This window comes from Paraburkholderia sp. EB58 (assembly GCF_050436665.1).
Lineage (GTDB): Bacteria > Pseudomonadota > Gammaproteobacteria > Burkholderiales > Burkholderiaceae > Paraburkholderia.
Genome location: NZ_JBNDMQ010000008.1, coordinates 88,757 through 109,500 on the forward strand (window position 1 = coordinate 88,757; position 20,744 = coordinate 109,500).

General features: G+C 62.0%; 21 protein-coding genes. 6 read left to right on the plus strand and 15 right to left on the minus strand.

Annotated elements, in window-relative coordinates; translation table 11 throughout:
• Positions 1–22 precede the first annotated feature (22 nt).
• Positions 23–739 (minus strand): GNAT family N-acetyltransferase, encoded by a 717-nt coding sequence (locus P3T40_RS13870; protein WP_429268454.1) that lies wholly within the window; start codon positions 737–739, stop codon positions 23–25.
• 182 nt (positions 740–921) lie between these two features.
• On the opposite strand from P3T40_RS13870, the gene P3T40_RS13875 reads away from it, so the two are divergent.
• Complete coding sequence (locus tag P3T40_RS13875; RefSeq protein ID WP_429268278.1) at positions 922–2,424, plus strand: PLP-dependent aminotransferase family protein; 1,503 nt, start codon at positions 922–924, stop codon at positions 2,422–2,424.
• Between the two features lie 301 nt (positions 2,425–2,725).
• Positions 2,726–3,046, plus strand: coding sequence for a hypothetical protein (locus tag P3T40_RS13880; protein ID WP_429268279.1), 321 nt, complete (start codon positions 2,726–2,728; stop codon positions 3,044–3,046).
• A gap of 30 nt (positions 3,047–3,076) precedes the next feature.
• Here the strand turns inward: P3T40_RS13880 and P3T40_RS13885 are convergent, their stop codons facing one another.
• Positions 3,077–3,889 carry an aminoglycoside phosphotransferase family protein gene (locus tag P3T40_RS13885; protein ID WP_429268280.1) on the minus strand — a complete coding sequence of 271 codons (813 nt, stop codon included), beginning with the start codon at positions 3,887–3,889 and terminating at the stop codon, positions 3,077–3,079.
• A gap of 37 nt (positions 3,890–3,926) precedes the next feature.
• Positions 3,927–4,643 carry an ArsR/SmtB family transcription factor gene (locus tag P3T40_RS13890; protein WP_429268281.1) on the minus strand — a complete coding sequence of 239 codons (717 nt, stop codon included), beginning with the start codon at positions 4,641–4,643 and terminating at the stop codon, positions 3,927–3,929.
• A 262-nt stretch (positions 4,644–4,905) separates the two neighbouring features.
• Between P3T40_RS13890 and P3T40_RS13895 the strand changes: the two genes are divergently transcribed.
• Complete coding sequence (locus P3T40_RS13895) at positions 4,906–5,508, plus strand: flavin reductase family protein (protein ID WP_429268282.1); 603 nt, start codon at positions 4,906–4,908, stop codon at positions 5,506–5,508.
• Between the two features lie 221 nt (positions 5,509–5,729).
• On the plus strand, positions 5,730–6,977 hold the full coding sequence (gene thrS, locus P3T40_RS13900) for a threonine--tRNA ligase (RefSeq protein WP_429268283.1): 1,248 nt from the start codon (positions 5,730–5,732) through the stop codon (positions 6,975–6,977).
• Between the two features lie 101 nt (positions 6,978–7,078).
• Here thrS and P3T40_RS13905 read toward each other — a convergent pair whose 3' ends face one another.
• The 7 genes from P3T40_RS13905 to P3T40_RS13935 form a co-directional block, all read right to left on the minus strand.
• Positions 7,079–7,912 carry an AraC family transcriptional regulator gene (locus tag P3T40_RS13905; protein ID WP_429268284.1) on the minus strand — a complete coding sequence of 278 codons (834 nt, stop codon included), beginning with the start codon at positions 7,910–7,912 and terminating at the stop codon, positions 7,079–7,081.
• 76 nt (positions 7,913–7,988) lie between these two features.
• Positions 7,989–8,348: a nuclear transport factor 2 family protein gene (locus P3T40_RS13910; protein WP_429268285.1), complete on the minus strand. Its 360-nt coding sequence runs from the start codon at positions 8,346–8,348 to the stop codon at positions 7,989–7,991.
• Positions 8,349–8,370: 22 nt separating this feature from the next.
• Complete coding sequence (locus P3T40_RS13915; RefSeq protein ID WP_429268286.1) at positions 8,371–9,864, minus strand: DHA2 family efflux MFS transporter permease subunit; 1,494 nt, start codon at positions 9,862–9,864, stop codon at positions 8,371–8,373.
• Positions 9,865–10,045: 181 nt separating this feature from the next.
• Positions 10,046–10,717 carry a glutathione S-transferase family protein gene (locus tag P3T40_RS13920; protein ID WP_429268287.1) on the minus strand — a complete coding sequence of 224 codons (672 nt, stop codon included), beginning with the start codon at positions 10,715–10,717 and terminating at the stop codon, positions 10,046–10,048.
• A gap of 72 nt (positions 10,718–10,789) precedes the next feature.
• Positions 10,790–12,076, minus strand: a complete 1,287-nt coding sequence (locus P3T40_RS13925) for a F390 synthetase-related protein (RefSeq protein WP_429268288.1) — start codon at positions 12,074–12,076, stop codon at positions 10,790–10,792.
• The gene (locus P3T40_RS13930) at positions 12,076–12,882 is read right to left on the minus strand and encodes an MBL fold metallo-hydrolase (RefSeq protein WP_429268289.1); all 807 of its coding nucleotides are present in this window, start codon (positions 12,880–12,882) and stop codon (positions 12,076–12,078) included. Before P3T40_RS13930 ends, P3T40_RS13925 begins: the two co-directional genes overlap by 1 nt.
• Positions 12,860–13,879 carry an NAD-dependent epimerase/dehydratase family protein gene (locus tag P3T40_RS13935; protein WP_429268290.1) on the minus strand — a complete coding sequence of 340 codons (1,020 nt, stop codon included), beginning with the start codon at positions 13,877–13,879 and terminating at the stop codon, positions 12,860–12,862. The genes P3T40_RS13930 and P3T40_RS13935 overlap by 23 nt, the downstream gene beginning before the upstream one ends.
• 476 nt (positions 13,880–14,355) lie before the next feature.
• Between P3T40_RS13935 and P3T40_RS13940 the strand changes: the two genes are divergently transcribed.
• Together P3T40_RS13940 and P3T40_RS13945 are read left to right on the plus strand one after the other, a co-directional pair.
• Positions 14,356–14,919 carry a hypothetical protein gene (locus tag P3T40_RS13940; RefSeq protein WP_429268291.1) on the plus strand — a complete coding sequence of 188 codons (564 nt, stop codon included), beginning with the start codon at positions 14,356–14,358 and terminating at the stop codon, positions 14,917–14,919.
• A 2-nt stretch (positions 14,920–14,921) separates the two neighbouring features.
• Positions 14,922–15,488: a hypothetical protein gene (locus P3T40_RS13945; RefSeq protein WP_429268292.1), complete on the plus strand. Its 567-nt coding sequence runs from the start codon at positions 14,922–14,924 to the stop codon at positions 15,486–15,488.
• A 286-nt stretch (positions 15,489–15,774) separates the two neighbouring features.
• Here the strand turns inward: P3T40_RS13945 and P3T40_RS13950 are convergent, their stop codons facing one another.
• From P3T40_RS13950 to P3T40_RS13970, 5 genes are read right to left on the minus strand one after another with little or no spacing between them, the layout of a single operon-like run.
• Positions 15,775–16,998 carry a dienelactone hydrolase family protein gene (locus tag P3T40_RS13950; protein WP_429268293.1) on the minus strand — a complete coding sequence of 408 codons (1,224 nt, stop codon included), beginning with the start codon at positions 16,996–16,998 and terminating at the stop codon, positions 15,775–15,777.
• Between the two features lie 40 nt (positions 16,999–17,038).
• Positions 17,039–18,676, minus strand: coding sequence for an AMP-binding protein (locus tag P3T40_RS13955; RefSeq protein ID WP_429268294.1), 1,638 nt, complete (start codon positions 18,674–18,676; stop codon positions 17,039–17,041).
• A gap of 17 nt (positions 18,677–18,693) precedes the next feature.
• A complete protein-coding gene (locus P3T40_RS13960; protein WP_429268295.1) occupies positions 18,694–19,098 on the minus strand; it encodes a RidA family protein in 405 nt (134 codons plus the stop codon).
• Complete coding sequence (locus P3T40_RS13965) at positions 19,095–19,538, minus strand: acyl-CoA thioesterase (protein ID WP_429268296.1); 444 nt, start codon at positions 19,536–19,538, stop codon at positions 19,095–19,097. The genes P3T40_RS13960 and P3T40_RS13965 overlap by 4 nt, the downstream gene beginning before the upstream one ends.
• Complete coding sequence (locus tag P3T40_RS13970; protein WP_429268297.1) at positions 19,535–20,743, minus strand: acyl-CoA dehydrogenase family protein; 1,209 nt, start codon at positions 20,741–20,743, stop codon at positions 19,535–19,537. The genes P3T40_RS13965 and P3T40_RS13970 overlap by 4 nt, the downstream gene beginning before the upstream one ends.
• Between the last annotated feature and the right edge of the window lies 1 nt (position 20,744).

Consider the following 20,744-nt stretch of genomic DNA (forward strand, 5'->3'; position numbering starts at 1 on the left):
GAAACGGATGCCGCCGTCGACTTCAGCCGCCAGCTTCTGCCGACAGCGTTTGCCGCTGCGCGATCACATCGGCCAGTCGCTCACGCTGGTTACCTTCCGCGTCGAAATTGCGCTCGTCGAGCCACTGCGCGAAGCCGTCGCGCACTGCCGGATATTCGCTGTCGATGACCGAGAACCACGCGGTATCCCGGTTGCGTCCACGCGTGACGATCGCCTGGCGGAAGATCCCCTCGAACTTGAAGCCGTACCGCAGCGCGGCCGCTCGTGACGGCGCATTGAGGGAGTCGCACTTCCATTCGAAGCGCCGGTAGCCCAGATCCTCGAACACATATTTCATCAACAGCGACATTGCGTCACTCGCGATGCGGGTCCTTTTCAGGCGCGGCGAATAGGTGACATGGCCAACTTCGATCACGCCATTGGGCGGGTCGATACGCATCAGGGCCAGCGTGCCGATGGCCTTTCCTGTCGCCAGATCGATCACTGCATGGTGCATCGGATCGGTCAGCGCAGCCGCTTTGGTCAGATGCTCCCGATACGCCTCGAGGCTCTGGAACGGCCCCACTGCCAGATAGGTCCAGTCGCGGCCGTCCTCGGCAGAGCTATAGGCCTCGTAGAGATCTTTGACATGCCGCTCGACGTCCACGGGTTCGATCCGGCAATAGCGTCCGACGAGAGGCTCGCGTCCCGGCGGTTGTGCGCCCTTCCACTCCGGGACCGGCACGCCGATCGGCTGCATGTATTCGTTGAGTCGTTGTGCCACTTTCCTCTCCTTACCTTTTCTGTTGGCCGGTGACCCGCTGGAGGGCCGCGCAACGGCGTTAAGCAAACGTTGCCTGAGCTGTATTCAGCAGAGACGATACGACAAACGTGGTATGTTAAAAAGATCCAGCGAACCACCATTTGATAGGTCCAGCGACGATGATCGAGATCATAGGGCCGTTGACTCACGGCGCGCTCACGCGGGCCGGGAAGCCCGTGCCGTTGCAGAAGCAGTTGATCGAGCGTCTCCAGCAGGCGATTCTGGCCGGACGCCTGCCCGCGGGCGCGTTGTTGCCGTCGTCGCGGCTGCTTGCGGCGGAACTCGGCGTCTCGCGCAACACGGTGATCATCGCGTACGACCATCTGGTTGCCGAAGGATATGTGCTGGCCGACCGCCGGGGGACTCGCGTGAGCCCGCTATCGAGCGCGGCGTCTCATGTCGATACGCATCAGGATGTGGTCGCGGCCGAGATCGCCTACGCGACAAGGCTCAAACGGTTCGCTGCCACTCGTAGTCAGTCCGATATGACCTCGGTGATGACGCCGGGTAGTCCGGCGCTGGATCGCTTTCCGTTGGGCGCCTGGCGCCGCTCGCTGGAACGGGCCATGGAGCGAGGCTTGCCTCAGTTGCTTGGCTACGGAGAGCCGGTGGGGGAGCCCGCTTTGCGTGACGCCATTGCCGCGCATCTGCGGATGGCGCGCGGCGTGCGCTGCGACGGCTCGCAGGTGGTGATCACCGAGGGTGCGCAGGAAGCGCTGAACCTGTGTGTGAGTCTGCTCACCAATCCTGGCGACACCGCGTGGGTCGAAGATCCGGGATATCGGGGCGCCAAAGCCGCCTTCAATCTGGGCGATTTGAAAACCGTGCCGATGCGCGTAGATCAAGAAGGCATGGCCGTGCCGCCGGATGCATGGCGGGCGAATCCGCCCAAGCTGATTTACACGTCGCCCGCGCACCAGTATCCGACCGGCGCGGTGCTCTCCGTGGCGCGACGGCTCGACCTCATTGCGCAGGCGAGACGCACCGGCGCCTGGTTGATCGAGGATGACTACGACGGCGAGTTTCGTCATACCGGCGAGCCGATCGCCAGCATGCAGGGTCTCGTGCCGGATGCGCCGGTTCTGTATGTGGGGTCGTTCAGCAAGACGATGTTCCCAGCGCTGCGCATCGGCTTTGTTGTGCTGCCGCGCAGCATGGTGGCGCAGACGGGCACGGCGCTTCAGGAAATGCTGCGCGGCGGGCATCGACTTGAACAGTTGGGGTTGGCAAACTTTATCGAGGCGGGCGAATTTGGCCGTCACCTTGGCCGCATGCGGCGGCTTTATCGTGAGCGGCAGCAGGCATTGCGCGAGGCGCTGGCCGGGTGCTTCGAAGTGGCGCAGATTCTCGGCGGTAACTGCGGCATGCATCTGACGCTCCGGTTGCCGCCGCGTATTTCGGACCGCGCCGTCGTCGAGCTGGCGCAGCAGCAGCGTCTCAATCCGCGTGCGTTATCCGGATTCGCGCTGCAGCCGTGCGATGAGGACAATGGGCTGGTTATTGGCTATGGCAATACGCCGGCGGAGGCGATTGCGCCTGCTGTCGGTGCGCTGGCGCGGTGTGTGAGCGAAGTGGCGGGTGCTGCGCGCAGCGGTCGGCGTGGTGCTGGCGTGAGGGCTTGAACGCTTGAATGCTTCAATGCGGTCGAGGTAGGCGCTGCATCGCAGCACTCAACATCGTACTGTTCGCCGCATCCATCACCGTGTAAGTCTTACGCTCGCGGGAACAGGCGGGGCCTCCTCCTTACCTCGTCCAAAACGGCCATCGCGCGCTTCAATGCCGTATCCACCCGCGACCCGCTCCGCCCTGCGCCGAGTCCACGTCGGCCTCCACAACATGTTCACCGTGCCCGACCTCGATCTCAGCATCGGGCATGAAGAATGCCTTGTGTTTATTCGTGACGATTTTTCGACGAGAGAGGACATGATGGACATTCGACCGACCGCGTGGTTTCCGTTGGACCGTTACACGCCTGTCCGTGACGGCTGGTATGAGGTTCAGCTAGTGAGCGGCGACACAGCGTTTGCGAAGTTCGGCGCGAACGAGTGGAGCGAAAAGCCGCTGCTGGTGTTCACGCATTGGCGAGGACTCTCTGCCGATCCGGCCCGCTCCGGCGAGAGTGAGACATTCGGCGCCGAGGCTACCGCTGCCGAAGGCGTTCGCGCGGCGTGGAATGCGTTTTTTCCGGGGCTCGGTGAGGAGCAGCACAAACCGCTGGACGTGACGCACGGCGAGAAGAGCTAGCGCGGGCGCGCTTGCGATGGCCGTCGCGCGCTACTCACACAGCAAGGCCGCCATCGCAAGCCGCGCGATATCGTAGTCCACGTCGGGCGTTTCGCCGGTTTCCAGAATCCACGCAGCGGATAGTCCTGACCAGGCGAGAATCCATTGCAGCAAACGCCGCCTCCCCAGCCCGGCTTCCTGCACCACGCGGTTGACGCGCTGCTCGAAGCGGCCGGGCACGAGCGCCGTGTCACGATCCGGGTTGCAGAAGATATTCGCGTAATCGAAACCGCGCTCGCCGTGGAGCCCCTTGGGGTCAATCGCGAGCCAGCCACGCGCGCCGAAGTCCAGCACATTGCCATGATGGATGTCGCCGTGCAGTACCACCACGTCCTGTGGCGTGGCGAGCAGGCCACGTGCCGCCTCGGCGCACTGCGCGAGCAGTCCGCCGTGCTGCTGCGCTGCGGGCCACAGACTGCGGAACCACCGGTCGAGCGGCACCAGTTCGGGGAGTTCTGGTCCTGTCAGCAGCGGGTCACGCGGCTGATGCAGCCGCGCGGCTGCTGAGCAGAGAATCCGGGTGGCCTCGTCGTCTTGTCCGTCGTGGGCCATCTCCACCAGCGAACGCGGGCCATCAGCCCGCGCCAGCAGTAGCGCATCGCCGTCATGCGCAAGCACGCGGGCAGCGCCGATACCGTTCCACCAGACCATCAGCCGGCCACCGGCGCGTTCTTCGTCCTCCTGCGCAATCTTGAGCATGGCCGGGACACCGCGTTGACGTACCGGCAAGAGGCGGCTGCTGTGCGTGACGATCGGGTTGCCGTCAGGTATCAGGTCCCATTGGACGACGTATTGGGTGAACATGGTGGGCGAGCCGTGTCGAGCCGGACGACTGCGCGCCTCAGGCATCGTGGGCGAGTTCTCCCAATCTGCCTTCGATGCCCAATTGCTCCTTCAGCCACACCCAGCCTTGTGGCGTCACCTGCACTGCGCGCGTCGCCCTGACCCGGCGCAGCCAACCGTTCGTACACAGCAGGTTCATCCATTGCGCACCGAGCGGTCCCGCCAGATGATGCTGCCGTTCCGACCAGTCCAGACACTGACGCGCGAGGCCACGCCGGGTGGGCTGCAGCTCCGGCACGTTCAGGCCCATCCGGCTAAACCATTCGGTGCCGGCGGGCGTGACTTCGAACTGCTTGTCCGCCGTCGCGACGATCACCCCGCGCCGCTCCAGCGCCTGCGTCATCGCTACGCCGAGTTGTCCGGCCAGATGATCGTAGCAACAGCGCGCAAAGCGCAGTTTCTGCGCGTCCCCGCTGAGCGGCCTCGTACGTGGGCGGCTCAACGGGGTGATCGAGGCGAGGTTTTCCAGCAGCAACGCCACGTGGGAACCAGCTAGCCGGTAATAGCGGTGCCGGCCCTGCGCTTCGACTTCGACGAGTCCCCCGGCCAGCAGCTTCGCCAGATGCGTACTGGCGGTCTGGGCTGTCACGCCGGCCGCGTAAGCGAGTTCGCCAGCGGGCAGCGCGTGCCCGTCGACTAGCGCCATCAGCATGCTGGCGCGGGCCGGATCGGAGATCAGGAAGGCGGTAGAGGCGATATTCGGGTGAGGGCACATGATCGGTTGTCCGCTTCCATGCAAGCTGGTTGCCGCGATGATCCCATGATAGGCGGTCACGCTGTATGCATGTTTCGATGCACGTCGAAATGTACTGGCTTCTCGAATGGGCTCGTGCTGCGCGGAATGTGCGGTTGTCCGGCGCGCTTTGCGCGGCTCGCACTCGCCCGATCCGCAGCCTGGCTAGAATGCCATGTGACGCGGCTCAGATGCCTCGGCACACCGCACGAATCGATACACCGTTTGCACGACGAAGGCACGTATGAAAGGCACCAGAGAAGCAGTGGAATTGTCGCGGGCGACCCAGTTACTGAACCACGGACCGGTCACCGTCATCACCAGCGCCCATGCGGGGCGCACGAACGTCATGGCGGCGTCGTGGGCGATGCCGCTGGATTTCAATCCGCCCAAGGTCGTAGTGGTGGTCGACAGCCGCACGCTCACGCGGCAACTGATCGAAGCGAGCGGCGTGTTCGGCCTGCAACTGCCGAGCCGCGCGTTCGCGCGACAAACGCTCGCGGTCGGCACGACGCCAGGTGCCGAACTCGACAAGTTCGCCGCGTTCGGTCTGGAGACGTTTGCGGGCGAGCGCATCGACGTGCCGATGCTGGCCGGCTGCATCACGTGGCTCGAATGCAAGGTGATTCCGGACGACAGCCAGCGCCACGATTTGATCATCGGCGAAGTGGTGGCCGCATACGCGGATAGCCGTGTGTATTCGAACAACCGTTGGCACTTCGGCGACGATCCGGATTTGCACACATGTCATTACGTGGCCGGTGGGACGTTTTTTGCCACCGGTGAGGCGTTTGAGGTTAAGCCGGTAGCGCCTGGTGCACAGGAAATTTCCGCAGGCATCGATTGACGTATCGCCGTCAAATCGTTTACTGTCGATCCATGGACCTGTATTCGCTTTCCTTCGCGGCTGTCACCACCACGACGACCACCCTCATGGGCGGGTCGTCTGGAGGTTGTGCGCGCTAAGGCAAGAAGCTGCTGCAAACCCCCAAGGGCCCCGCCGGAAACGGACGGGGCCCTTGGCGTTTATGGCCCTCCGTCGATGGCTCATCTTAAACGGAGCGTACTGTGGACGACATCGATCATCGCGTATTGGGCAACAAGCTGGACCTTTTCCATCAACAGGAGGAAGGCCCCGGCATGGTCTTCTGGCATCCGCGAGGCTGGGAGCTGTATCGCGTGCTGGAGGACTACATTCGCCGGCGAATGCGGCGTGCGGGCTTCCGCGAGATTCGCACGCCGCAACTGCTCGCCCGCTCGATCTGGGAGCGCAGCGGCCATTGGGAAAAATTTGGCGCCCACATGTATTCGTTGTCCGAAGGACAGGGTTCGGGCAGCGCAAACGAAGAGCACGATGCGGATGACGCGTCCGAAGCACGTGCGCTGTGCCTCAAACCGATGAGTTGTCCGTGCCACGTGCAGGTGTTCAATCAGCGCATGCGTTCCTACCGCGATTTGCCGGTGCGCTACAGCGAGTTCGGCGCCTGTCATCGCGATGAGCCTTCGGGCTCGCTGGAGGGGCTCAAGCGCACGCGCGCATTCGTGCAGGACGACGCGCATGTCTTTTGCACGGAAGCGCAGATCGAGGTCGAAGTCGGACGCTTTTGCGATTTGCTGCGCAATGTCTACGCTGACCTCGGATTTCCCGCTTTCTCGGTGGCGCTAGCGACGCGCCCTGCGCTGCGCGCAGGTGCCGACGAAGTGTGGGATCGTGCCGAAGCGGCCTTGGCCAAAGCCGCGCTTGCGGCCGGACTGCAGTTCGAAATGCGCGAAGGCGAGGGCGCGTTTTACGGTCCCAAGCTGGAGTTTCATCTGCAAGATAGCCGCGGACGTAGTTGGCAGTGCGGCACGATTCAACTCGATTTCCTGTTGCCCGAGCGCCTTGACGCGCTCTACGTCAACGACCGCAACGAACGCGAACGGCCGGTGATGATTCATCACGCCGTGCTGGGAAGCATGGAGCGTTTCATCGCGATGCTGCTTGAGCATCACGAAGGCTGGCTGCCGTTGTGGCTCGCGCCGGAGCAGGTGGCGGTGGCGACGATTAACGACGCCAGCGCGGCATATGCGGTGCAGGTCGTGCAGGCGCTTGAAGAGGCTGGTGTCAGGGTTCTACTCGACGATCGCCCGGAGCGGCTGGAGAAGAAGATATTCGACGCTCGCGAGAAGCAGGTGCCGATGCTCGTCGCGGTCGGGCCGCGCGATGAACGCGAACGGACGATCAGTATCCGCGAACGGGATGGGCAACAGGTTGTGCTTGCGCTTGCTGAGGGGGTTGAGCGTTTGCGGATCGCGGGGCTTGCTCCAGCTAGCTAGTGTTGACCGGAGTGGGGAAGGCGGCAGCGTGACACCTGCTGGACGGCGTTACGTCCTCTATGCCGGCCAGCAACCCAATCACATGCTTGATCCGAGGACCATCACGTCTTGAGCGGCAACCAGATCTCGAAGCCACCCATGCCCGTGACAGGGTCGAACTGCTCGCTGTAGCGCTCGAAGTTCGGCGCATCGGCGGGCGTATGTCCCGACTCCGGCAGCCATTTGTTCCAGATGGTGTTCCAGGTCCGCCGAATCACGGCGATATGCTCGCGGTGCGTGAAGACTGCATAGCGCTGCTCGGGTACCCGCACATGGCTCAACTCCGCAGGCAGGCTCGAAAAGTCACTCACTTCGACACCGCACAGATAGTCGAAATTGCCGCTATCGTCGGTGTTATAGCAGATGCCGTAGGCGACGTTGCCGATCTGACCGGGTACCTTTCCGAAGTATTCGTTAAAGCGCTGCCAATGGGCCGGAATGGCCACACTGGTGTCGCAGTTGTAGCGCTCGGCGAGGCCTGCGATGAGCAGCGGCTTGCCGTCCTCGAAGCGAGGCGGCGCAAGGTTGGCAAGAATGGTTTCATCCATTTTGATCGGCTCCACGAGGGGAATGTTGTCGAGATGTCCCCGCGCGCGCAGCGCCTCGGGCGTGAGCCCGAACTGCTCGCGAAACGCGCGCGTGAATGCCTCATGAGAGCCGTACCCCGCTTCGAACGCGACCGCCAGAATATCGGGTGCACCGCTTGCCAGACGCCGCGCCGCTTCGGTCAAGCGCCGTGCCCGAACGTAGCGCATCACCGGGCGGCCTGTTGCCGCTTCGAAGGCGCGCGACAGGTGGTAGCGCGATACGCAGCCGGAACTCGCGATATCGTCGAGCGCCAGTTCGTGCGAATAGTAGCTTTCGATAAACCAGAGTGCTTTTTGGACCGGGTTCATACCAGCTCTCGTGTCAGCATGAAGCCAGCATAGCGGACGGCGCGGCGGCTGATTTGATCGGGCTTGCGCATTTGAGTCAACCCCGAGATACATCTTCCGCAGTGGCGCCGAAGTAGACCTGTACCTCCACGACCTGCCCGTGTTCGACACGGAAGAACTCGGTGTTGCGAAATGCCGGCCGGTCTTTCGGCTTGCAGATGTAGCAGACAAACGCCTCGTTACCTTGATCGAACAGCTTTTCGATGCGAAAGAAGTCGACGTTCTCGCCATAAGGCCAGCATCGCTCGAAGTATGTCGCTTTGTCGATGCGATCGTCCTGCGGACTGCTGAAGATAAAGTCGTCGCTCAGCAGCGATTCCAGCGTGTGCCGGTCGCGAGTTTCAAATGCCGCAAAGCAGCGGCGGATCAGATTCGAAACGGAAGAGGCGGGGTCCACGGTGAGTGCTCCTATGCATGATTTAGCCGTTCTCGGTGGTGGTGTTGGTGCTGGCATGCGGCCTGTGAGTGACGCGGCTGTCGTCGGCGGTAACGTCCGCCTGGACGGAAGTCTGTGCGCGCGGGCGTAGCAGCAACGCGCCGAACAACGCTGCGGCCGCGGCAAAGATCGCCCCGGTCAGAAACGCAACGTGGTACCCGCTGTTCAGTGCTGCGGCCGGCGACTCGGCCGCTTGCAGCGCGGTGGTGCGCGCCGCGGCAAGGCTCGCGAGCACCGCGAGACCCACGGCGCCGCCCATCATGAACGCCGTATTGACGATTCCCGATGCGAGGCCGGACTCGCTCGCTTCGACGTCGCTCATCGCAGCCAGCAAAACAGGATTGAACGCAATACCTGCGCCGAGTCCGAGCAAGGTCATGCCGGGCAGCACATCCACGACGAAGCTGCCGTCAACCGGCGCCCGCGCGAACAACGCGAGCCCTGCGGCGGCCAGCAGCAGGCCGACACCGAGCGGTAAGCGCAGACCGAAACGCATCACGAGGCGTGCGGACAGACCAAGCGAGAACAGCGCCATGATCAGGTTGGCCGGCAGGAACGCGAGCCCGACCTGCACGGGCCGATAGCCCAGTACGCGCTGCAGATACAGTGCGGAGATAAAGAACCACGCGAACATCGCAGCTGCCCACAGGACGCCGACAACATTCGCAACGGCAACGTTGCGCAGTCTGAACAGGGCAAGCGGCATGAGCGGGTGCTGCACGCGCGCTTCGATGCGCAGGAAGAGCACGAGCAGCGCCAGCGCAGCGACGAGCATGCCGATGGTTTGCAGCGAAGTCCAGCCCGCCTCGTTGCCGTTCACGATGGCATAGACAGCGAGCATCAGCGAGGTGGTGACCGTTGCAGCACCGGCGACGTCTAGCCGTTCGCCGTGTGCGTGGCCGCGGCCATTGGGCAACAGCGCGACGCACATTGCGTAGACCGCGATGCCGATAGGCAGGTTGACGAGAAAGATCCAGTGCCAGCTCAACAGGTTGGTGAGCAGACCGCCCAGCAGCACGCCAATACTGCCGCCGCCCGCGCATACGAAGCCATACACACCCATGGCCTTCGCTCGCTCGGCCGGCTCGGTAAAGAGGTTCATGATCAGCGACAGTGAGACGGCCGACACGACCGCGCCGCCAAAGCCCTGCACGGCACGCGCGCAAACGAGCAACATCTGGGAATTCGCCATGCCACAGGCGAACGAGGCAAGCGTGAAGAGGGTAATGCCGCCCAGAAACAGCTTGCGATGGCCATAGAGGTCGCCCAGCCTGCCGCCGAGCAGCAGGCAGCCGCCGAAAGTCAGCATATAAGCGTTCACGACCCATACCAGAGCGGTTTCGGAGAAGCCTAGATCCGCGGCGATTGACGGAAGCGCAACGTTCACAATCGTCGAGTCGAGGACGATCATCAGCACGCCCAGGCACAGGACGATCAGGGCGAGCCAGCGTTTGCGCTGGTCGATGTTATGGGTCATGCGGCGAGTCTCCCGTATTGGCTAGCATGGCCGTTGGCGCTCGTGGCGAAGTTTGTGGCGCTGTAGGGTCGGCCGGCTATGGAGTCCAAAACTGAAATGTTACGCCTGTCGGACGTGAGGCGCACATGGATGATCCGCCCGGCGCGGGTGGCCGTCGCCCCGCGCCCCGCTTCAGCGATACTTAGCTCAACAATTCATACTTGCCGCCGCGTTCCAGCGCACGTTGATACGCGGGGCGTGCGTGGATGCGCTCGAGATAGCCTTTGATGGCTGCGATATTGGCGTCGAGTCCGCCACGCGCCGTGGCGGCTTCGAGCGGGAAACTCATCTGCACGTCCGCTGCGCTGAATTCGTTGCCGACGAACCAGCCGGTGGGCGTCAGCGCGTCGTTGATATAGCCAAGGTGCAGCTTGATCTGCGGATCCACGAAGCTCGATTGCAGCGTCGACGCGATCTTGCGCGCAATCGGCTTGGCGAAGAACGGCATCGGCGCGCTGCCGATCCGCAGCGCCACCAGCTTGAGCAGCAACGGCGGCATCACCGATCCCTCTGCGTAGTGCAGCCAGTACGTATAGCGCAGACGCTCGGGCGTCCCGGCAGCCGGCGCAAAGCGTCCTTGTCCGTAGCGCTCCACCAGATATTCGATGATAGCGCCCGATTCGGCGATGGTCAGACCGTCGTCCGTGATCACCGGCGATTTGCCGAGCGGGTGGATGGCACGCAATTCCGGCGGCGCCAGCATCGTTTTGGGGTCGCGCTCATAGCGCTTGATCTCGTACGGCACACCGAGTTCTTCAAGCAACCACAGGACGCGCTGCGAGCGGGAGTTGTTCAGATGATGGACGGTGAGCATCGGTATGGGATCCTGGCCAGTGGGGTGTCACATCATAGCCGTGTTGGAGGGTGCCAATTCTAGAGTGAAGCATCAGTGCATCTCGCGATGTCGGGTGATGCGCCGGCGTTTGGCACTGAAATCTGTGGCCGGCAAGGAGGCGTGAAGCTCCCATTGCAGGTTTGCCGCCGTCACGCCTAGCCGTTGCAGGCAGGCGCTCAGATGCGCCTGATACTGCGTGAGCGGTGCGCCCGGCGCATCAACATAAAGCGCGAGGGACGCAGGCCCGGTTTGAACAAGCCGATAGTCCGCTGTACGCGGCAGCGTTTGCGCAAGGGCTCTGGAAAGACCGTCGGCGAACACTTCCACTGGGGTGCCGTTTGCCCCAGGCAGGCGAAGCAGGTCGTCGCAACGTCCTTCGATTCGCTCCAGTGCCATTTCATGGCTTTCGCAGGGACAGGGCGTCGAGCGGCGCACCAGAATGTCGTCCAACCGGTAACGCACAATGGGCTGTGTCACGCGAGTGAAATCGGTGATGACCGGAACGAAGCGCTCGCCGTCGAGCCATTGAGGTTCGACGTGGATGTGCGCTTCGTTCAGGTGCAGCGTGTCGTGTTGGCAGGTGGCCGCGAGAAAGCCTTCGGTGGCCTGATAGACCTCGCCGACCGTCCCAAGCGAGGCGCCGATCAGCGTCTTATCGATCGGATCCAGCACTTCGGCGCCGGATATTACCTTGTGCGGCTTTATTGTCAGGCGTCCCGCCATTCTGGCCAAAGCGAGGCTTCTCAACACTTGTGCGGGACCCACGACGATGGTCGGGTCGTACCGGTTCAGCCGCTCGAAATGAGCGTCGAAGGGATCGAACAGGTCGAAGAACTCAAACGAAAGCCACGGGTTGCGCACCGACGCATACAGATTGTTGTTGGCTCGTAGAAACAGCGCGACCCGCTCGCCATGAAATAGCCCGCGCGGCAGGAGTTTGGCGAGCAGGACGCCTGCCCACTTTGCTTGCTCCGCGGGACTCACGACGAAGACGCCGCGTGAACCCGAGGTGCCGGACGACAGGCCAACGCTATAGCCGTTCACGGTCGCGTCGAAGTCACGCGACTGCTCGGCTTGCATCGCGCAGGCAAGCACCTCGTCGAGCGTGAGTCCAGCCGTATTGATGCGGTCGAAATGTTCCATCATGACCGCCTTGTTCATCAGCGGCCACGTGCGCAACGGTTGCGACAGATACGGCGCAAACCACGGGCTGCGCGTGAGATGCTGATGGATAAACTGCTTCAGCTTGCGTTGCTGATATCGCTCGAGCGCCTCGCGGCTCGCGAAGTGCAAGCGGCGTGTTTGCCAGTACGACCAGAGTGTCTCTGGGAGGCGCATTACAGGACCCCTTCGTGCGTGAGGCAGATCTTCACCTGGCCACGCGTATGAAGTGCATTCAGGTCGCGCAGGGTTTGATGGTATTCGGTGGGACTATCCATGATGGCGTGTGCGATTACGGAGGGCCCCACCATCTGCTGATAGCTCTTGGGCGACCATGCGGCATCGGATGCAAGCAGCACCCAGCCGTCAGCGGTACTGACGAAGGCGCCGAGATGACCGGCAGCGTGTCCGGGCAATTCGACCAGAATCACTTCATCGGCTGCGCCTGGCAGCCCGAAACCTTGCTGGAACGGTTCAAGTTCCGGCGCGAGGGCAACCCGCTCGAAGTTCTCGACAAACACAGCGGACGACTCGAAGTCGGGCGGAATCAGGCCCGGCACGAAACCCTTGCGCAATGCGCTAATGCCACGCAACCCGCGCGTGGCTTCCCAACCTGCGCCCGACAGGTAGGCCGGCACGCCCTGCAGATCGCGCAAACCCGCAACATGATCGCCATGGAAGTGAGACAGGATCACCGCGGTCAGATCGCGCGGCTGCATACCGCGCTCTTTCAACTGACTGACCACCGCCTCCTTCGAGTCGAAATAAACCGGTGTCACGCGCCGGTACAGGGAGAAGAGCCCGCTTCTCGTATGGTCGAGGAAGTGCTGCGCATAGCCGGTATCCCACAGCCAGCGTCCGCGCGCCGTTTCGATCAGGTACGCGCGTGCGGGAAACCGGCAGGTTGCGAAGCCCGCGCCTTTTAGCGCCATGCAGGCCATGTGCGTGCAATAGCCGGCTTCAAAGACCGTAATCGTCGCCATGTGCCTTGATCCAGTTGACGGTCTCTTCGATGCTTTGCTGAAGCGTCCAGCGAGGTTGATAGCCGAGTACCTGCTGGGCTTTGCGCGTGCTGAGCGTCATGTCGTAGTTCAATGCGCCGACACTGTAGCGAGTCAGCAGCGGTTCACGTCCGCTGACCGCGGCCCAACGCTGCATCGCGCGTGCCGCAAGGTCGAGGACGGGGTACGGCACGTCCTTGATCCGATAGACCATACCAAGCCGCGTGAGCAGGGCGTCGAGCACGTCGCGCAGGCAGGTGGATTCGTTATTGGTAATGTTAAAGGCTTCGCCGGAACGCACGTCGCGGCAGGTGGTTGCCAGCCGCATGGCGTGGACTACGTTGCCCACGTAGGTCAGATCAATCTGGGCCGTGCCCGCGCGTGGCAGCGGCAATCGACCGCCGCGCTCGCGCAGGAGCCGCAAAATGCGCGGTAGCAGCACGCGGTCGTGGGGACCGAAAATTCCGCGCGGGCGTAGCGTTACGAAGGTGATATCCGGATTGGCCGCGGCGACCGTACGGATGACGTCCTCGGCCTGCGCCTTGGTGCTCGCGTAGTGGTTGACGTAGCGGGCGGGGCGAAACGTTTCTTCGATATCCAGCCGATGGTTGAAGTCGAAATAGAGCGAGGGGGTCGAGATATGAACGAAGCGGCGCACTCCCTTCGCGACGGCGGCATGGGCGAGGTGTGACGTGGCGAGCACATTGGCCGTGTGGAAGTCGGACCAGGCACCCCATGGTGATGAAAGCGCAGCGCAATGCCACACGGCGTCGACGCCTTGCAGCAGGCGTTCGAGATCAGCGCTCGAGGCGCTGGCGAGGTCGAGCGGTGCGAACTCCGTGCCGATCGCCTTCAGCGCCTCGCCGGCCGCGCGATTACGGCCAGTGGTGCGCACGGTGCAGCCCTGCCGTGCGAGAAATTCGGCCGCGTTGCGGCCCAGCCCGCTGGTGGCGCCGGTGACGAGGGTCGTTATATTCACAGACTCCCGGGCGATTGCCCCATCTTTCTCAGGAAACGCTGCTGGCTCGAAAGCAGTTCAGCGCAACCGATCGCCCGATTGGGCGGCCCGTGTTGACGCGCCGAGCGCTCGATGCTCCGCGCAATCGCATCATAGTATCGCCTCAACACCTCAACACCTCAACGCCTCTATCAACGATCGAGATCGTGCAAGCATATTCGGCCTTTGAACTTCATGTGATCGCCCTGGAATGCGCGTGAACTCTTTTTCCATTTCGGACTTTTCTAATATCGCCTCCAGTCCGAAGAAGCTAGGCTCACGGGAATAAGTATTCAATCCCGCAGGAGACCGGCACATGAAGCACGAAGCTACCAACGAAACGATCTACCTCATTGTGCGACCGACGCAGCAGGTCACACACACGTAATGTCATCAGTGAAGAACGCTGATTCTATTCGAATCTCTTCCGCTGGTTGACTCTGCTAGGAGGCAAGACATTGAACATTTTTTACGCGGCAGTCGAAGATGATCCGCTTGATAGCGGCGGTCGGGTTATTGAAGGTGCCTCATGTGGAACCGTGAAGGGCGAAGACGGAAAACATCGGAAGCTCACGTTCCTCGGTCAGCAAGCATGGTGTGACAAGTGCAAAACTGCCGGAATCATCGTTGCGGCTCCAGGTTCTCCAGACAAGAAACGGTTCTATGACCGGCAGCGTGGCAGGCAGCAGGCGTTGGGTGGGGATCTGGTGCTGTGCAAGTGTGAGCGCCATCCGCGCATCGTTTCGGTCTATGGCCGCAAGTGCAAGATCAGGGGCGACAGCGCCAGTGCGAGGAGCCTGACCAGTGCGGCTCCGCCAGCCAGAGCCGCGGCGATGGCCACCACATATGACGAAAGGTTCGTTTTACGAGATGCGAATGGCCGCGCGCTTTCATACACGGGTTACGCGCTTCGCCGGGAAACCGGTACGTTCGAATACGGCAAAACTGATAGCCATGGATATACGCATTTGCTCGCTTCCGTCGCTTCCGCCGAAAGCATCAATGTTTACTTCGCAGGATAGCCATGCCAGAGCAGACTCACGTTTCCCCGGACGGGGTGAAGTATCGATTGATCGCGACTCGAACGACTACGCCAACGACAGATTCCGAAGCGAAGGAAATTCGCGTCGAGACCGACAGCATCGAGGTGATCGTTAGCGATTCACGGGTAATTAGCCGCGGATCGCAATTTGGTCACGTGGCTATAATCGTCGATGAAATAGCGTACTCGCGAGCATATGACGGGTACGATTCAAAGAAGACATACGCCCAGTACGTTACCGTGCAGGAGAGCTTCCGCGATTCTGTTGGTTATGTGCTCCGCGTATCTCCAGGGGAAAAGAAGAAGATCGAGGCTGAGTTGAAGCGCCGTGTGACTGTAACCAACGGCGATCCAACGCGACACGGTTACAGTCTCCTGGATGATAGTTGCTCATCGAACGTGGCTGACGTACTGAACCTGGTTGGGATCGTTGCCTATGATCCGCGGTGGTCTGCCTTCGGCATGGTTAGTCCCGAGGACATCGCTGTTGGCCTATCGCATTCCAAACGTGTCAAAGAAAAGCGGTTTTATCCCAAAGAAGGCTCATGAGAACCCTAATCCTTGCGCTCATCGTTCTCATGTCTGCTTGTACAAACAAAGCACACGAAGTGTGGATGGCAACAAAGGACACGCCTGTATATGCGTCGGAGAGCGACTCTGAGGAGAGAATCATATTCACGCTAGCAGTAGGCGATACTTGCACGGCAGTGCGCGATGTTGTCATGAAGTCATATCTGCACACTGAAATTCAGTGCAAGAAGGGACGCGGTTGGGTTGTCGACAAACAGAATTTCGACATCAAATCCATCCACTGACGGGTCCCTTTTCGTGACGCCTAAACTCCGGCCTTCGCACCCATCAATTGATTCGACGGCAGGCTCTCATCGAGGAGCTTGCGTGCGCTCTCGATTCCCGCCACCGGCAGCCCCTGCGGATTGAGCGACCCAACCTGGACCAGCACCGAAGCCTGATCCCAGTAGATATGCTCGTTGTACAGCTTGTCGCCGCGAAAGCACACGACGGCCAGCATTGGCACTTCGAAATACTTGCCCGTGGGCGCGACGCCCGGCAGCAGCCAGTCGATCTCGCAGGTATGAGTACAACTGAAAATGAATTCATCGACAATGCGATCCGCACCGATCGTGCGCGAAATCGGAATCAGCTTCGTATCCTCGGGATTCGAATGCACGAAGTGATGCGTGTAGAAGCGCTTGAGGTTGTCGTGGCCCACGCCACCCGTCATCGTCGGCACGTGATTGACGTATGGCTGCGCGACCATGGTGGGCATTACCGCGTCTACATCGCGCGTGGCGAACTCGTAATAGCAGTGCTGCTCCCACAGCGCATTCAGGTCATACACGGGCCCGAGCACCTTGCGCAGCAGCGTGAGCGTGCGCGAATACGCCATCATCGTGGCCGGCTTGTCGTAGCTCTTGCGTGATGGCGTGGCGAACGCGTGGTCGCATCCCGCGTAGACATATTGCTCGATCTGCGGCCGCGTTTTGAGTGCCGTGCTGATGCGTTCGCGTACCTCGGGCGGGCAGTGTGAGTCCTGCTCGGGGAAGTGGAACACCATCGGACAGCGGATGGCAGGCACTTCGTCCAGGTAGGCTTCGAGCCCCACGCCGTAGTAGCTGACGGCGCAGTCCACATCGGTGCGCGCTGCGCTCAGCAAGGCGAGCTTACCGCCCAGACAGTAGCCGACCGTACCAACCTTGCCCGCCTGCTCCGGCAGCGCACGCAACGCGCCGATGGTGGCCGCAATATCGTCCACCGCGCGGTCGATATCGAAGCGCTGCAGATAGCCGAGCGCCTCTTTCATGTCGGCTTCGCCGTAGCCAAGCACGACACCTGGTTTCAAACGCCAGAACAGATCCGGCACCAGCACCACATAGCCTTCTTCCGCGAACCGGTCGGCCATCGACTTCATGTAGTCGTTGATGCCGAAGATTTCCTGCAGCAGCACGAGTCCTGGACCCGACCCTTGCGCCGGCCGTGCGATGTAAGCGTTGAAACGGCCACCATCGTCGGCGACGACTTCAATGAAAGACGCGGGCATGCCGGGCTCCAGTAGGAATGACGGGACGCGCTACATGACGTTACAGGCTGCGCAGCGCAAACCGCTTGAGCTTGCCGGTTTCGGTGCGTGGCAGTGAGTCGACGAACGTGATGAGACGCGGATACTTGTACGGCGCCACGCTATTCTTCACGAAATCCTGCAACTGCGCGACCATTTTGTCGTCCGGCTTGAAGCCGGGATTGAGGACGATAAACGCTTTGACGACCTGGCCGCGGGTTTCGTCGGGTGCGCCGATCACGCCGCACTCCGCCACCGCATCGTGCTGCAGCAGCACGCTTTCCACTTCCGGACCAGAGATGTTGTAGCCCGCGGAAACGATCATGTCGTCGGCGCGTGCCTGATAGAACACGTAGCCGTCCTCGTCCAGATAGACGGAGTCACCGGGCAGGTTCCAGCCGTCGCGCACGAACTTCGTTTGCCGGTCATCGGCCAGATAGCGGCAACCGGTCGGCCCGCGCACGGCGAGCTTACCGATGGTGCCGGGCGCCACTGGCTGCATGGCATCGTCGACGGCCTGCACGATATAACCCGGCACGGCGCGGCCGATGGCGTGTGGCCGAATCTCTGCGCCCGCTGCCGAAATGAAAATGTGGATCAGCTCGGTGCCGCCAATGCCGTCGATCATCTCGATGCCGCTCGCCTCACGCCAAAGATGCCGCGTCGAATCGGGCAGCGCTTCGCCTGCGGAGACAGTCTTCTTCAGGCTCGATGTATCGAAGCGCGGCACGAGCGGCGCCATCTGCCGGTAGAAGGTGGGCGCGGTGAACATGATGGTGGCGTGAAAGCGTTCCACCGTCTGCAGCAAGGTCTCCGGCGTAAGCCGCTCTATCAGCACGGTGGAGGCGCCCACTCGCAGCGGGAAACACAACAGGCCGCCAAGCCCAAAAGTGAAGGCGAGCGGCGGCGTGCCGCAGAACACGTCCGTGGCCGTGGGTTTGAGCACGTGCCGCGGAAACAGGTCGCACATCATCAATACGTCGCGATGAAAATGCATGCAGCCTTTCGGCAAACCGGTCGTACCGCTCGTGAAAGCGATCAGGCAGACGTCGTCGCTGGCGGTATCGCAGGCGGTGAAGTGGTCGGGTTTGCTTGCGGCGAGTGTTTCGAGAGAGTCCGCTGTGTCGTGATGAAAGAGGCACGTCTGCAGCAGCGTGGCGCAGAAGAATTCGTCTTGCGGATCGCTGCAGCGGGCGAGTTCTTCGGTGATACGTGCATCGCATAGGGCGGCGCTGATCTGCGCTTTATCGATGATCTGCTTGAGTTCCTTGGCGCGCAGCAGGGGCATGGTAGGCACCAGTACGAGCCCCGCCTTCAGCGCGGCCAGCGCCGCCACCGCCATTTGCAAGGTATTGGGCCCGCGCAGCAACACGCGGTTACCGGGCTTTAGAGCCAACTCATCGACGAGCACATGTGCGCTGCGGTTCACTAACGCGAGCAGCTCGCCGTACGTGGTGGCACGGGCTTCGCCATTCACCTCGGACCAGATGGCAGGCCGGTCGCGGTGCCCGGCCTCGATGGTCCGGTCCAGCAACTCGGTCGCGCAATTAAAGCGCGCCGGATACGCGATGTCGGGATTGTCGAGCAGAAAGACCGGCCATTGATCTTGCGGCGGCAGATGATCGCGGGCGAAGGTGTCGACGTGCGCAGACGGTTCCATGACGCTCTCCCGAACGGTTAGTGGGCTTCGTGGGGGATCACTGCGGTGGCTTCGATTTCGACCTTGGCTTCGTCTTCGATCAGGGCGACCACCTGAACCGCGCTCATCGCAATGTCGTAGTCGCCGATCAGCTCACGAAACGCGCGGCCGATGTCTTTAAGCGCGGCGAGGTATTCGCGCTTGTCCGTCACATACCAGGTCATGCGCACGAGGTGGGCCGGTTGGCCGCCCGCTTCGTGCAGCACGGCGACGACGTTCTTCAGGGCTTGAATCGCCTGGGCGGCAAAGTCGGTCGACTGGAAGCGCGCCTCGGCATCCCAGCCGATCTGACCGGCGATAAACACCTGGGTGCCGACGGCAGCGACACCATTCGCATAGCCGCGCGGTTTGATCCAGCCGGCAGGGAGGAGAGGTTTTTTCATGAGCGTGGCTCGTCGGTGAGGGCAGGCGGTGGGGCGAAGGTCGCGAGTGCACTCGCGATGTCGTCGGGAATATCGATGGACTGGCCGGTTTCGAGCGAAGTCGTCACCAGCACCTGATGCGCGCGAAAGCGCACTTCGTTCTGGCAATGGCCCACAATGCCGATACGAATCGAACGTTGACCAATTGAACTCACGGTCAGCGCGAGCGTGATGGTCTCGCCCATGCGGCTTGGCCGCGAAAACTCGCAGTCGAGCTTGACGATCGGCAAGCCTATCCGGCGCTCGCCGATCATGTGCGCGTAATCGACGTGTAGACATTCGGTGAACCAGTCTTCGACCAGCGCATTGGTCAGTACCAGGTACTGCGGAAAGAACACGATGCCCGCCGGGTCGCAATGAGAAAAGCGGATGCGCACCGGCATGTCGAATGTCGCGCTCATGACTTGCTGTCCTGTTGCGCGGCAGCGTAGGCCTTCAACAGATCCCGGCCTACGATCAGTTGCTGCACTTCCGTCGCGCCTTCGTAGATGCGCAGCGCGCGAATCTCGCGATAGAGCATTTCGACGGCGGTGCCGCTTTGCACGCCCATGCCGCCCCAAAGCTGAACAGCTGCGTCGATCACCTGTTGCGCGCCTTCGCTGGCATGCCACTTCGCCATCGCGGCTTCGCGCGTGACGTTTTCGCCTTGATCGCGCAGCCAGGCGGCTCGATAGACGAGCAGGGCACTGCTGTCGATGGTCAGCGCCATCTGCGCGAGCTTTGCCTGGGTCAACTGAAAATCGCCCAGTGTCTGGCCGAACATTTTGCGGGAGGCGGCGCGTTTGATGCCTTCGGCCATCGCATGCCGCGCAAAACCTAGCGATGCCGCCGCCACCGAGGTGCGGAAAATATCGAGCGTGCGCATCGCCAGTTTGAAGCCTTCGCCAGGCGCACCCAGCATCTGGCTGCGCGGCACGCGTGCGCCCACAAAGTGCAGGCGTGCTAGCGGATGCGGCGCGATCACGTCGATGCGCTCGGCGATTTCGAGGCCCGGTGTATCGGCGTCGACAATGAAAGCGCTGATGCCGCGCGCGCCGGGCGCTTCGCCGGTTCTGGCGAATACCACGTAGAAATCGGCGATGCCGCCGTTGGAGATCCACGTTTTGTCGCCGTCGAGGAAATAGGCGTCGCCGTCGGCTCGGGCTGACAACGCCATGGCCGCGACGTCCGATCCTGCTTCCGGTTCGGACAGCGCGAATGCAGCGATGGCAGTGCCATTCGCCACACGCGGCAGGTAACGTTGCTTCTGTTCGTGCGTACCGCCAAGCGAGATGGCGCCTGACCCGAGCCCTTGCATGGCGAGCGCGAAGTCTGCGAGTCCTGAATGTTTCGCGAGCGTTTCACGCAGCAGGCAGACGGCACGCGTATCGATGGTGTCGCCGTGGCCGCCGTACGCAGTGCCGCCGACGCCGTATTTAAGCCAGCCCGCTGCACCGAGTTCGCGCACCAGATGGCGGCAGGTTGCGTCGACGTCCTCGCCGTGGCTGGCGTCAGCGAGATGCTTGCCGCACCATGCTTCGACGCCTGCGGCGAGTTCGCGGTGGCGGTCTTCGAAGAACGGCCACGCCAGCGCGCTGTGCAGATCGATCTTGCCGGAAGTGCTCAAG